This window comes from Yersinia sp. 2541 StPb PI (assembly GCF_052217145.1).
GTDB classification, from domain to species: domain Bacteria; phylum Pseudomonadota; class Gammaproteobacteria; order Enterobacterales; family Enterobacteriaceae; genus Yersinia; species Yersinia enterocolitica_E.
Genome location: NZ_JAZGQB010000001.1, coordinates 4,530,794 through 4,544,059 on the forward strand (window position 1 = coordinate 4,530,794; position 13,266 = coordinate 4,544,059).

The window sequence follows — 13,266 nt, forward strand, 5'->3', positions numbered from 1 at the left end:
GATCATCCTCAGCTTAAAAAAGAAACATTGTGTGTATTTTTATAAAACGACGTTTCTTTTTTGGAAGAGGTAACAATGCGAGCACAGCTTCAACGTCCACATAGCTTGGCTATGTTGGTAATGATGTCCAGTCTGATAGCCAGCACCCCAACGGCAATTGCAGCTAAAACAAGTGCCCACGATGCCCCTCAACAGCTTCAGGTTCCTACTCTCGCTTATGATGAGAGCACTATTGTATTAGTGTGGAAAGCACCAGAAGACACAGGTAAAATTGTCGATTATCAAATTTATTCTGCTGGAAAGCTGCTGGGCAAAGCCAGTGATAACAATAATAAATTCTCTCCCGCCAAGCCCTATATCGATCACTTTTATGCCAATGATAAAGATAATTTCCAGCATAAGATTGTGCTACAAAACTTCACCGTTGATGGCCTGAAACCCGATACCCGCTATCAATTCACGGTAAAAGCCCAATATGCTGATGGCTCGTTATCCGCTGCCAGTAATCTTGTTACGGCAAAAACCAGCGCCAAACCACAAATCGTCAACGTGCGCGACTTCGGCGCAGTTGATGATGGCAAGACATTGAATACCAAGGCGATCCAACAGGCAATCGATAGTTGTAAACCAGGCTGCCGGGTTGAAATCCCCGCGGGTACTTTCAAAAGTGGCGCGCTGTGGCTAAAAAGTGATATGACCCTCAACCTGCAAGCAGGTGCAACACTATTAGGCTCAGAGAACCCTGATGATTATCCAGCGGGTTACCGTTTATATCCCTATTCCACCATTGAGCGCCCAGCCTCACTGATCAATGCCATTGACCCGAATAAAAGCACACCAGGGACTTTCCGCAACATCCGTATTACCGGTCCGGGGGTGATTGATGGTAATGGCTGGCAACGGGCAAAAACGGCTGAAGTGACCGATGAGCTAGGTCATCCATTGCCACAATATGTGGCGAGCAAAAACAGCAAAGTGCATGAAGATGGGATTCTGGCTAAAAATCAGGTTGAGAAGGCTGTTTCTGATGGTATGGATTTGAAAAATGCCTATGGTCAACGTCGCTCCAGCCTGATGACATTGCGCGGTGTAGAGAACGTCTATCTGGCAGGTTTTACCGTACGTAACCCCGCATTCCACGGCATCATGAATCTGGAAAACCACAACGTGGTCGCCAACGGTTTAATTCATCAAACCTATGATGCAAACAACGGTGATGGTATCGAGTTTGGTAATAGCCAAAATGTAATGGTGTTTAATAACTTCTTTGATACTGGCGACGACTGCATCAATTTTGCTGCCGGTACTGGAGAAAAAGCACAGCAGCAAGAGCCGATGAAAGGTGCATGGCTGTTTAATAACTATTTCCGTATGGGCCACGGTGCCATTGTAACCGGTAGCCATACCGGTGCCTGGATTGAGGATATTCTGGCGGAAAACAACGTGATGTATCTGACCGATATTGGCCTGCGTGCCAAGAGCACCAGCACCATTGGTGGTGGCGCCCGTAACGTGACATTCCGTAATAATGCCATGCGCGATTTGGCCAAACAGGCGGTAGTGATGACGCTGGACTATGCTGACAGTAATGCCAATATCGACTATCCACCAGCTAAAATACCGGCTCAATTCTATGATTTCACAGTAAACAATGTGACATTAGATAATATAACCGGCAAAAACGCTGCGATTGAAATCAAAGGCGATACGGCAAACCAAGCCTGGCACCGTTTGGTACATGTCAACAATGTGCAATTGAAACAGGTAAACCCAACCGCTATCAGTGATTTACGTGACAGTGAATTTAATAACGTGGTCTTTACTGAGCTACGGGGTGATACCCCTTGGCACTTCAGCGACGTGAAAAACGTGACTGTCGATGGCAAACCCGTAACGCCTTAGCGGGGTAAAAACGGGCAGACCAAGACACTGCCCGTTACTGTTTTCGCCTTCGTGGCAATTCTTAGCTTTCACTACTGTTTCTTCGCATTCGCTAATTGCGCACGAATATTGGCCAGATGACTCTGGCCTTTCTGCATCCGCTCTTCCGGGCTAACAGCTTTGCGCTCATCTTCCCATTTCAAGTCGTCTTGCGGTAACTCCATCAGAAAGCGACTGGGTTCCGGCCGAATCAGCTCACCATACTGCCGCCGCTCTTTGCACAAGGTAAAGAACAACTCACGCTGGGCGCGGGTGATACCCACATAGGCCAAGCGCCGCTCTTCATCTACATTATCTTCATCGATACTGCTTTGATGCGGCAGCAAGCCCTCCTCCATGCCAACCAAAAACACATAAGGGAACTCCAGCCCTTTGGAGGCATGCAAGGTCATTAATTGCACTTGATCCACTTCTTCATCACTTTCTCCCCGCTCCATCATGTCGCGTAGGGTAAAACGTGTAACGACCTGAGTGAGTGTCATCGGCTCATTCAGCTCAGAGCCTTCCAGCATTTCAGTCATCCAACTGAATAAGAGATTAACGTTCTTCATCCGCATTTCTGCTGCTTTTGGGCTGGGAGAAGTTTCGAACAACCAACTTTCATAATCGATGCCGTGAATCAGATCGCGTACTGCCGCCACTGGCTCACGTTCTACCAACCGAATAATACTATCTATCCAGTGCGTGAAACGCTGCAATGACTCCAGACCACGGCCTTTCAGATGCTCGCCTAATCCCAAATCAAAACTGGCTCGAAACAGGCTTTTATTACGTAAATTGGCCCATTCCCCCAGTTTTTGCACGGTCGTTGAACCAATCTCACGCTTGGGTGTATTCACGATACGTAAAAATGCACTGTCATCGTCCTGATTGGTCAATACCCGCAAATACGCCAATAGGTCTTTGATCTCTGGCCGCGAGAAAAATGAATCGCCTCCCGAAATACGATAAGGGATACGGTTTTGCATCAGTAGCTTTTCGAACAACCGCGACTGATGGTTACCGCGATACAAAATGGCGTAATCACTGTATTGAGTCTTTTTGACAAAGTGATGGGCGATAAGCTCACCGATCACTCTTTCCGCCTCATGATCTTCATTATTGGCAGTGATCACTTTCAGCTCATCGCCATAACCCAGCTCAGAAAAGAGTCTCTTTTCAAAAACATGGGGGTTATTGGCAATCAGAATATTTGCCGCCTTTAGAATACGGCCCGAGGAGCGGTAATTTTGCTCCAGCTTGATCACCTGCAATTGCGGGAAATCTTCATTCAATAAGACTAAGTTCTGTGGTCGCGCTCCGCGCCATGAATAGATAGATTGGTCATCATCACCGACTACGGTAAAACGCGCCCGGTTGCCCACCAGTAATTTAACCATTTGATATTGGCTGGTATTGGTATCTTGGTATTCATCGACCAGTAGGTATCGCAGACGATTTTGCCAGCGTTCGCGCACGTCCAGATTGTTTTGCAGCAGCAGTGTCGGTAGGGTGATAAGGTCGTCGAAATCCAACACATTGCAGGCTTTCAAATGGGCGTCATATAAGCCGTAGCAATGCACAAACAGCTTATCACGCTCGGATCGCGCCAGTGCCGCAGCCGCCGCTGGCGAGAGCAGATCATTCTTCCAGTTGGAGATCTGGGATATCAATTGTTGCAGTAACGTTTTATCGTCTTCCAACCACTTGTGGGTCAGATCTTTCAATAGCCCCAATTGGTCCTGTGCATCAAACAGCGAGAAGTTGGATTTCATCCCCAACGCCACATACTCTTTTTTGATAATCTCTAATCCCAGAGTATGGAAGGTTGCTATCATCAAGCCACGTGCTTCTTTACGCCCCAATGTTTGCGCCACACGTTCTTTCATTTCACGCGCCGCTTTATTGGTAAAAGTCACCGCCGCAATATGTTTCGGTTGATAGCCACACTGGCGGATCAAATGGGCAATCTTGTTAGTGATAACTCTGGTTTTGCCCGATCCCGCACCGGCCAACACCAGGCAGGGGCCAGTAACGAATTCGACGGCTTGTTGTTGGCTGGGATTTAATCGCATGGCACTCGGAAGCTCAGTGGGTTAACGGGGGAACAGGATTGTAGCAGAAAGCGGTCGGCGAAAAAAAACCACCTGCTGTTTTTGATTTGTAAAACGCTCGCCACAGTGGCCCCATTACGACCAAAATACGCTACACTGGCGCGCTTCAAGCCCTATTGAAGATAACCTTCGTTCAAATAACTATGTAGTCTAAATAACTTAGTGGTGATTGTTACTATGGCAAACAAAGCTTCTGCACTGCACATTTTGGTTGATGATGAAAAGCAGGCAAACGATATTCTGGCGCAATTGAATAACGGTGCAAATTTCCAAGAGTTAGCGAAAAAATTCTCTAACTGCCCGTCAAAACGTAATGGCGGCGATTTGGGCGAGTTCAATAAAGGGGATATGGTCCCAGCTTTCGATAAAGCGGTATTTAGCTGCGAACTGCTGCAACCTTATGGACCGGTTAAGACCCAGTTTGGATATCACATTATTAAAGTGTTATATCGTAACTAAGTTAGTGATGCGCCACCTTTCTGGCGGCGCAATAACTCAGTTTTAGTCCAGTGGCTCTCATCTGACGTAATCCTCATGCTATAAGGTTATTTTTAATAAATAATATTATGGATATTATATCCCTCATGATTTTATCTATACTTTCTATACAAATACTCCACTAAACTTTACAAAATAACCAGTAAAATTATATTGAAAAGCTATTTTTAGGTGCTAGAAAACAGCAAAACCAAGATTTTTTAACAAAAACAACAAGAAAGATCCCATTAGTTGTTTTATTTTAAATAAAAAAACCATTTAAATACAATAAGTTGAGAGATAATTTATAGATACACAGTTTTTGTAGGAATATTCCCACATAGATTGGTTCGTTTATCTGATGTGAAGTTAAGACAGCTTTCTATATTATCTCCCTCATCAAGTAACAGACGTGGCGGAATAATTACCACCGATTTACTTAAACGAAAAGAATGTGGAAAGCTGACAAGTATAATCGAATAACATTCGCACATATAGTCATTAACCCACTTCATATCTATTAAGTTAAGTATTCATTCATATTTAAATTCGAATGAATGCTCACCCACATTTAATTATTATATTGGAGTTTTAAATGAACAAGTTAACTTTGGCTATGGCGTTATTCTCAGCATCTACAACTATTGCAATGGCAGCAAGTAATAATACAATTACTTTCCAAGGTGAAGTCACAGCACAAACCTGTTCTGTTACCGTCAACGGCGTTGATGCCAACCCAATGGTATTGCTGCCAACTGTATCCAGCAGCGATTTGGATGCTTCAGGGAAAACAGCAGGTAAAACGGCCTTTACCCTGGGTGTATCTGGTTGTGCAGTTGGCCCTGATGATATTGATGTCAAAACTGTTTTCGTCGCTAACCAAGTCACAGCTTCCGGTAACTTAAAAAATACCGGCACAGCAGCAAACGTTGAGCTTCAATTGCTGAAAGACACAACAACGACTTCGGGTATCGATCTGAATAGTGGTTTGGCGCAAGATGGTATAGTGTTAAAGGCTGGTGATACAGCAGCAGAGCATGATTTTGCAGTTCAATATTTTGCAACTGGACAAGCAGGCGCTGGTTCTGTGATAGCATCAGTACAATATGCAGTTTCTTACCTGTAATACCTGCTTTGCCGAATAGGATATACTTTAACTAATTGGCGCTGCAATCAGGCAAAGTAAATGACAAATCGGTCATAGACCTTTTTGAATAGCATTTATGCTAGCCCGCAGGGTGAGCCTCAATGAGGCTCATTAATCCCGATAATCTTCACAATAGTGATTCGGGTAAAGTTCCCCGATGTGTATTCAGCAGCTTCAAGCACCAACAAAATAGCTATTCGGCCAGTTTCATTCAGAGGGTATCCCCATGATGGTTAACATACATAGCTACAGTTATCGTTATCTGTTCATCGCGTTATTAATTCTTATGGGCATCTCTTCTGCTAAAGCCAGCGTCATCATGACGGGTAGCCGAATTATATATTCGGCGGGCGAAAAAGAGCACAGCGTACAATTAACAAATAAAGACAACTTCCCCAATGCGGTTCAGGTCTGGCTAGACAGTGGTGATGCCCAATCAACACCAGAAACAGGCAAAGCACCCTTTATCGTCACACCACCGTTCTTTCGCATGGAAGCCAATGCGGGACAAACATTGCGGCTGAAATATACCGGTAGCGGCCTGCCAACAGATAGAGAATCCGTGTTCTATCTTAATTTTTTACAGGTGCCTCCCGTCAACAAAGCAGAAAAAAGTAATAAAATGTTAGTGTTGATGCGTAACCGCATTAAAGTATTTTATCGACCTGAAAGTATTACTGGCCGTGTTGATCAGGTCTCCAGCGCACTGACTTTCAGTGTGCGCCAACGTGGTAAAGATGTTGTTGTAACAGGGAAAAACCCAACAGGATTCTATGCCACCATTGCCAGTGGTGAAGTTGTTGGCAGTGGTAAAAAACTTAAAATGAAATCCGAGATGATTTCACCGATGTCTCAAGCAGAATGGGTTATCCCAAATTCATCTGTACCTTCTAATGCTATTGTTAATTTCCTGATAGTGAATGATTTCGGCGGGCAAGATACCGGAAGTTATCGTATTTAGCCGGTAAAGGAAGATTTATGAGGCTTGCACGCGCTTCTGTGAAGAGAAAATTCTTTGGACGCAAGAAAGCATTAACACTATGTATTGCTTTAATCTTACATGTTGATACGGCTTTGGCTCAGGATGAGCCACAAAACCTCGAGTTCGATGAATCTCTGTTTTTAGGGACCAATTTTGCTTCAGGTTTGAATCAACTCAATAAAGAGAATTCTGCCACAGCCGGAAATTACGATGCTGTCGATGTCTTGGTTAATAACAAACCGTTTAAACGCACTACCATTGAATTTATTAAGAACGCTGACTCATCAGAGGTTTACCCCTGCCTGAGTGATGAATTCTTAACTGCGGCTGGCGTTGTTCTTACTGGCAAAGACAGTACTGCAACCAAAGAACCTAATACGCTCAAAACAGAATCCGCCCCCTCGGATACTGCGGCTTCGTCTACAGAACAATGCAAGCCGCTGGCTGAGCGGGTAAAAGGTGCCTCTTTTCACTTTGACCAAGCCAAACTTCGTCTAGAATTGTCGATCCCACAAGCTTTGTTGCAAAACCGGCCCAGAGGTTATATCGAGCAAAGTGAATGGCAGGAAGGCGAAAAGCTCGCATTCATTAACTACAGTTCCAACTTTTATCGCAGTGAGACGCAGTCTCAGCAAAACAACACCTCTGATTACGGCTTTGTTGGCTTAAAAAGTGGCCTCAATCTCGGATTATGGCAACTGCGTCAACAATCAAACGTACGTTATTCCAGTAATGATAATAGCAGCGATACCCAATGGAATAATATTCGTACTTATGTCCAGCGCCCTATCCCCCAATTGGATAGTCAATTAACGCTGGGCGAAACCTTCACCGACAGTACATTATTTGGCACCATGTCGTTTCGTGGCGTTAAAATGGCAACCGACCAACGTATGTGGCCAGAATCCATGCGTGGCTTTGCCCCTGAAGTTCGTGGTGTTGCCAGTACCAATGCGCGGGTGGTTGTTAGCCAGAATGGGCGTGAAATTTATGAAACTACGGTTGCGCCTGGCCCATTCGTTATTAACGATTTATATAGCACCACCAGTCAGGGTGACCTCAATGTTGAGGTGATTGAAGCGAATGGTAGCCGTTCGACATTTACCGTGCCATTCAGTGCCGTCCCGGACTCAATGCGCCCAGGTGTTAGCCGTTATAATGCGGTGGTCGGCGAATCTCGTGATTTCACCAATATTGATAACTATTTCACTGACTTCACCTATGAGCGCGGTCTTACCAATCAGTTAACTGCGAACAGTGGCCTGCGTTTAGCGCAAGACTATACGGCACTCCTTGTCGGTGGCGTATTAGGTACCCCCATCGGGGCCTTTGGCCTCAATACTACCTACTCTCATGCTAAAGTTGAAAATGATGACACGCAGAATGGCTGGCGGATGCAAGCAACCTATAGCCAGACATTTAATCAAACCGGGACCACATTTTCATTGGCCGGATATCGCTATTCAACCAAAGGATATCGCGATTTAAATGACGTTTTTGGTGTGCGCTCAACGCAAAAAAATGGCGGGACATGGGATTCAACAACCTATAAACAACGCAGCCAGTTTACAACCTCAATTAACCAGACGTTGGGCAATTATGGTCAACTCTCTGCATCAGCGTCGACCAGTGATTATTATAATGATACGCAACGAGATACGCAGTTACAGCTAAACTATTCAAATAGCTACCAAGATGTCAGTTATAACCTTGCCATTAGCCGTCAGCGCACTGTTTATACCTCAACCCAATATAATTGGGATGACGATACGACGAATCAGACGACAACGCGCTACGGTAATACTGAAAATATTGCGACGCTAACGGTGTCTATCCCACTCAATATTGGAAATAAAAATCAATATTTATCGATGTCCGCTAGCCGTAATCCCAAAAGTGGTAATAGCTATCAGACGTCATTATCAGGTACCGCCGGTGAACGAAACAGCTTTAACTATTCAGTGAATGCCGGCTATGACGACAGCAATATCAGTAGCAGTTCAAATAACTGGGGGGCAAATGTGCAAAAACAATTCCCTAATGCGACCGTCAATGGCAGCTATTCCCGCGGCAATAATTACACCCAATATGGTGTTGGTGCTCGCGGAGCCGCAGTAATACATAGTAAAGGTATGACACTCGGACCTTATTTGGGCGAGACCTTTGGTTTAATTGAAGCGGATGGTGCTCAGGGTGCAACAGTACGAAATGCACAAGGGGCGAGAATTGATAATAACGGATTTGCCTTGGTGCCATCATTAACACCCTATAATTACAATACGGTGGGTTTGGATACTAAAGGTATTAATCGCAATACTGAACTGAAAGAGAATCAAGGCCGCGTCGTTCCTTATGCCGGGGCCGCAGTGAAAGTCAAATTCGAAACTCTGAAAGGCTATGCTGTGTTAATTCAAACCCAAACCAATGACGGCGGAGGGTTACCACTGGGTGCCGATGTTTATAACAGCAAAAATGAAATTGTCGGGATGGTAGGTCAAGGGAATCAGATCTACGTACGTGTAAAAGACGACAAAGGCTTACTTTATGTGCGCTGGGGTGAGAACAGCAGTGAGCAGTGTGAATTACCTTATACTTTTGATGGTCAAGATACCGAGCAGGATATTATTCATATAACAGGCAGTTGCCACCGTTAACAATTATGAGAAAAATAATGTTAAGAACAACAGAGCAGTTAATATCTTGCAAACTATCACGGCCAACAGCCACTGCCGGTCACCGCCGCCAGCGTATTGCGGCTGGAATGATATTATTTATAGGATTATGCAGCACCTCAGCATGGTCAACCTGTACCCGGATTACGATACAAAGTCAGCTTGGTGTTGGCGATGGTACGGCAAGTGACTGGGCGGGTTCTCTGGATTATAATAATGGCTCACTCGGCTTGCCGGGCCTTATTGACCTTAGCACGGCGGCGAATTTTCAACCCGATGGGACATTATTAGCCGCAGGTACCTCTGACTTCACCACCTTTGCCCTGAACACCGGTTATGACCCTAATCGGGTGCTATTTCGCTGCGCTGCGGCCGATGTTGATCAACTCTTCGAAATGTATGCTACTAACGGAGATAATGACTTTGGTGGTAAAAATGAAGATGGTGCCATTGCCGGTAATGTTCCCTCTGGTTTTGCCACCTATGTCCGCAATGTTGTTATCAGGCTTACAAATCTATCCACTGGCGAGTATTACTCGCGCTTATGGAAAGGGCGGCGCTTAACCGACCTGGATAAAGACAGCAGTGGCCGTATTTTAGTCAAAGCCAAGAATTTCAGTAACCTGTATACCGAGCTATTTCGTATTGATTATGCCCGTGCCAGCACTAACAATGCAGCCTCTTACCTGTATGCCTATACCCAACCCAATGCTTATATCGCGTTTAAAGGGCCAGGGATTAGTGGCCCTATTGAAGGAACTGACTCAGTATCAAACTGGCCCGGCTGGTATGCTACCTGGCCTGCCTCTATTGGATTGTACAATTATGTCACTTTCCGTCGAACCACGATTTGTGCGGTAACCAATTTTACCCCCACAGTGATATTACCGAGAATTTCTGTGGCAGAGCTGAACAGCGGCAGCACCACTTCTGCTGAATTTAAAGTAGACTTTCAGTGCCAGACCGGCGTGACATCAGGTGTCACTGCTGGCACGGTAGCAATGGGCTTTCTGGTACCCGCAGCAAATGCCGCTAAAGCGCAAGCTTTGGGATTAATGAACGGCAGTGGCGGGATCAGCCACTTGGTGTCAGATAGTTATGGTTCTGCCGGAACAGCAAGCGGTGTAGGCATCCGTATCTACCGCAATAATAGCCCGATTTATCTGCTATCAAAGAATGTAACTCAAACCGGTAATAACGCCGGCTGGTATGGCATCTTCCAGGGCGCCCAAGAAATAACCGGCACGGTGAGTGGGGGTAATAGTTACACTGAGAACTTTCGGGCTGAGTTAACTAAAATCAGCGGGCAAACTGTGACACCAGGAGCGGTGAATGCACATGCGCAAGTGGTTATACGTGTCCAATAATATGTTTTTCAGACACATAAATAGTGGGATTGGTGGGTTACTTTTGTTGCTTATGGTTACCAGTATACCGGCCACGGCAAGTGTCATTGCGGAAAGAACACGTATTATCTTCAGTGAAGGTAGCACCGAAGAGTCACTACAACTGGTTAACAGCAATAGCTATCCGGTGGCAGTGCAGGTCTGGGTGGATGACGGTGATTTGACCGCAACACCAGAGAAGTCTATTTCACCGGTATTAGTGTTGCCTCCGCTATTTCGGCTACAACCACAGGCACAACGTAGCCTGCGATTGATCTTATCGGGGGCCAGTAAATTACCCGTTGATAGGGAGTCTGCATTTTGGCTCAATGTTTACGAAATTCCACCGAAGGTGACCCCTAAAACTGAGGATGAATCTTTCGTCACGCTGGCCTTGCGCATGCAATACAAAGTATTTTACCGCCCTAAAAATTTACCAGCCCCAGGAGATACTTTAGGTAAGGCGTTAACCTTTACTCTTGAGACAAAAAGCGATACCGCCCTGATTCAGGTTGATAACCCGACGCCTTATTATGCATCATTAGCCTCACTGACATTAGGCTCAACTGAAAGCCTGCCAGATATGGTTGCTCCTTTTTCGAAGCTCGATTTTTCGCTCAATCGTTTACCCCCAGCAGGCAGCAAGACGGTCAATTTTGTCTTAATTGATGATTTAGGTAACCGAAAGGCATTTAGCAGCAATTTAAAATAAAAAATTAATGAATATAAACTGTCGCAGAGACAGTTTATATTCTGGTTTCTAATTACCACAACCAGTCATATATCTTGCCCCGCCCTATTCCACGTCTGATTCAAGTCTAATTACCGATAATAAGATCTATTCTTGATTGCTCTATTCTATTAAAGCTTATTGTGTTTATAAAAAATCACTCCACCTGCATTTCCAGTGAAATACCCAATTGCATTATGCATCCTTCAATAAAACTTTCGGCAACTTGTAATTGACGTCGAATCTCCCGTTCATTACATTTTTTCAATCGGGCAATAGAGGCTTTAGATTGCCCATACACATAATGTCGAAGGATAAGCTCCAGTTCTTTTTCTCGCGAGGCCCGCTGTAAATTTCCTATTGTTTTATCAATGGCTAATCCGTCATTATCGCAACATGACTCTACCTGTCTATTGCTCGTCACCAATCCCTTAAACCCGCTAGCGATATGAGGATAATCCAGATGAGAGTTATCCCTAGCCCATACACCCCAACGCGTCAAAACAGTTTGGATATCACTCATTACTGCTCTCCTTTTATATTTAAATGCCTTTTCATTTATTTGATTAATATCACCCACAAAAAAGACCTCACTAATTAGCAAGGTCTATTAATTAATAATATTGAGAAACAATAGATATACCCATAATGTGTATAACCACGATTAACACCTTACAAGATTTTTTTCGGGCCGGGATAGGATTAATTTAATAAATCTCACTCCCATGAAATACATAGGCATTAAGATAGAAAAGTTAACACATCCTCATCCGAACTTAGAGCTATTTATATCATATAACCGACTCATTAATTACAGAATTATAAATCATGCAAATATAAACCACCATAAAGACGGCCTATATTTTTACTTAACGATATAAGTTACTCTTTGAATCCAGGCTTGCCATTTTCGGCTCGCCATTTTTTAATGAACTCAAGAATACCTTCGGGACTATTATCAACGTCTGAATCGGGATAAAATAGCAATCCATTCTCGTGAGGATGCTCAGTGAGCATTACAAAATGATGAATAAGAGCATCATGTTCCTTCTCTGAAACATCTACGGCCCAAATTTTTTTTAAAAAAGCTAAAAATTCCAACTCAGTATATTCACTTATACTATTTTTTAATTCCATTACTCGCCTCCAGTCTTTGAGTGAATATTTACATGTCGTTTTGGTGTCATTACCCTTATATTTTCAATGTCATAAACTGCACCATCATCACGAATAAATTTAATATGATGAAGCTCAAATTTCTCTCTTCCTCCTACTTGCTCAGTTGGTATTGGATATGGAGCATAACCACGTTTCATTCTATTCTGGTTTAAAGGTGAGAACTGCCCAGATAGCTCAGGGTCATTCGCAACCTCCTGCCAAAACGCTGCCCTAAATCTATCAAAACTACTGAACTTCCTGCCACGTAATTTATCGGCAATCTGTACTGGGATGGGTGCTCCCAGCTACTAATAATCTGAGGACCAAATGATATAATAAATAAGTGTTTATGTTTCTATTAACTAATTAATAAAACAAATATAAACCGCCAGAAAGGCGGCCTATATTTTTACTTAACGATATAAGTTACTCTTTGAATCCAGGCTTGCCATTTTCGGCTCGCCATTTTTTTATTTCACTCACGACACCTTTAGGACTATCATCCTGATGAGCTTCTGGGTAGTAGATAAGATCAGACCCGGCAGGATGCTCACATAGTCTTTTAAATTTAAGAAGGTTTTGAATATCGTCTTCTTCAGATGTATTTTCCACATTGAACAGTTTTTTTACGAACTCTAAAAACTCAGATTCCGTGTAATCAGATATAGTGTTTCCTTCCAT

General features: G+C 44.0%; 12 protein-coding genes. 7 read left to right on the forward strand and 5 right to left on the reverse strand.

Annotation, left to right across the window (positions count from 1 at the left end; all coding sequences use genetic code 11):
• Positions 1-75: 75 nt before the first annotated feature.
• Positions 76-1,902, forward strand: coding sequence for a glycosyl hydrolase family 28 protein (locus tag V1953_RS20350; RefSeq protein WP_083161868.1), 1,827 nt, complete (start codon positions 76-78; stop codon positions 1,900-1,902).
• Positions 1,903-1,973: 71 nt separating this feature from the next.
• Here the strand turns inward: V1953_RS20350 and rep are convergent, their stop codons facing one another.
• Positions 1,974-3,995 (reverse strand): DNA helicase Rep, encoded by a 2,022-nt coding sequence (gene rep / locus V1953_RS20355; protein ID WP_083161866.1) that lies wholly within the window; start codon positions 3,993-3,995, stop codon positions 1,974-1,976.
• A 216-nt stretch (positions 3,996-4,211) separates the two neighbouring features.
• Here rep and ppiC point away from each other — a divergent pair, with 216 nt between their 5' ends.
• The 6 genes from ppiC (at position 4,212) to V1953_RS20385 (ending at position 11,409) form a co-directional block, all read left to right on the forward strand.
• Complete coding sequence (gene ppiC / locus V1953_RS20360; protein ID WP_004704164.1) at positions 4,212-4,493, forward strand: peptidylprolyl isomerase PpiC; 282 nt, start codon at positions 4,212-4,214, stop codon at positions 4,491-4,493.
• Positions 4,494-5,106: 613 nt separating this feature from the next.
• A complete protein-coding gene (locus tag V1953_RS20365) occupies positions 5,107-5,637 on the forward strand; it encodes a fimbrial protein (protein WP_372569768.1) in 531 nt (176 codons plus the stop codon).
• Positions 5,638-5,887: 250 nt separating this feature from the next.
• Positions 5,888-6,619: a fimbrial biogenesis chaperone gene (locus V1953_RS20370; protein ID WP_193784857.1), complete on the forward strand. Its 732-nt coding sequence runs from the start codon at positions 5,888-5,890 to the stop codon at positions 6,617-6,619.
• 17 nt (positions 6,620-6,636) lie between these two features.
• Entirely contained in the window at positions 6,637-9,294 is a 2,658-nt protein-coding gene (locus tag V1953_RS20375) for a fimbria/pilus outer membrane usher protein (RefSeq protein ID WP_102970513.1), read from the forward strand.
• 107 nt (positions 9,295-9,401) lie between these two features.
• Entirely contained in the window at positions 9,402-10,679 is a 1,278-nt protein-coding gene (gene stbD / locus V1953_RS20380; protein ID WP_193784856.1) for a fimbrial usher protein StbD, read from the forward strand.
• Complete coding sequence (locus V1953_RS20385) at positions 10,645-11,409, forward strand: fimbrial biogenesis chaperone (protein ID WP_102970512.1); 765 nt, start codon at positions 10,645-10,647, stop codon at positions 11,407-11,409. Before stbD ends, V1953_RS20385 begins: the two co-directional genes overlap by 35 nt.
• A 175-nt stretch (positions 11,410-11,584) precedes the next feature.
• On the opposite strand, the gene V1953_RS20390 is transcribed toward V1953_RS20385, so the two are convergent.
• The 4 genes from V1953_RS20390 to V1953_RS20405 all read right to left on the reverse strand — a co-directional run bounded on the left by V1953_RS20390 (position 11,585) and on the right by V1953_RS20405 (position 13,266).
• A complete protein-coding gene (locus tag V1953_RS20390; RefSeq protein WP_083161860.1) occupies positions 11,585-11,950 on the reverse strand; it encodes an antiterminator Q family protein in 366 nt (121 codons plus the stop codon).
• A gap of 359 nt (positions 11,951-12,309) precedes the next feature.
• Entirely contained in the window at positions 12,310-12,564 is a 255-nt protein-coding gene (locus tag V1953_RS20395) for a bacteriocin immunity protein (protein ID WP_442851249.1), read from the reverse strand.
• The gene (locus tag V1953_RS20400) at positions 12,564-12,890 is read right to left on the reverse strand and encodes an HNH endonuclease signature motif containing protein (RefSeq protein ID WP_442851345.1); all 327 of its coding nucleotides are present in this window, start codon (positions 12,888-12,890) and stop codon (positions 12,564-12,566) included. The genes V1953_RS20395 and V1953_RS20400 overlap by 1 nt, the downstream gene beginning before the upstream one ends.
• A 121-nt stretch (positions 12,891-13,011) precedes the next feature.
• Entirely contained in the window at positions 13,012-13,266 is a 255-nt protein-coding gene (locus V1953_RS20405; protein WP_442851250.1) for a bacteriocin immunity protein, read from the reverse strand.

Coding starts and splice junctions, on each gene's coding strand:
- V1953_RS20370 (WP_193784857.1), top strand. CDS start 5,888: ATGGTTAACATACATAGCTACAGTTATCGTTATCTGTTCATCGCGTTA.
- V1953_RS20395 (WP_442851249.1), bottom strand. CDS start 12,564: ATGGAATTAAAAAATAGTATAAGTGAATATACTGAGTTGGAATTTTTA.
- V1953_RS20405 (WP_442851250.1), bottom strand. CDS start 13,266: ATGGAAGGAAACACTATATCTGATTACACGGAATCTGAGTTTTTAGAG.
- stbD (WP_193784856.1), top strand. CDS start 9,402: ATGATATTATTTATAGGATTATGCAGCACCTCAGCATGGTCAACCTGT.
- V1953_RS20375 (WP_102970513.1), top strand. CDS start 6,637: ATGAGGCTTGCACGCGCTTCTGTGAAGAGAAAATTCTTTGGACGCAAG.
- ppiC (WP_004704164.1), top strand. CDS start 4,212: ATGGCAAACAAAGCTTCTGCACTGCACATTTTGGTTGATGATGAAAAG.
- rep (WP_083161866.1), bottom strand. CDS start 3,995: ATGCGATTAAATCCCAGCCAACAACAAGCCGTCGAATTCGTTACTGGC.
- V1953_RS20350 (WP_083161868.1), top strand. CDS start 76: ATGCGAGCACAGCTTCAACGTCCACATAGCTTGGCTATGTTGGTAATG.
- V1953_RS20385 (WP_102970512.1), top strand. CDS start 10,645: ATGCACATGCGCAAGTGGTTATACGTGTCCAATAATATGTTTTTCAGA.
- V1953_RS20390 (WP_083161860.1), bottom strand. CDS start 11,950: ATGAGTGATATCCAAACTGTTTTGACGCGTTGGGGTGTATGGGCTAGG.
- V1953_RS20365 (WP_372569768.1), top strand. CDS start 5,107: ATGAACAAGTTAACTTTGGCTATGGCGTTATTCTCAGCATCTACAACT.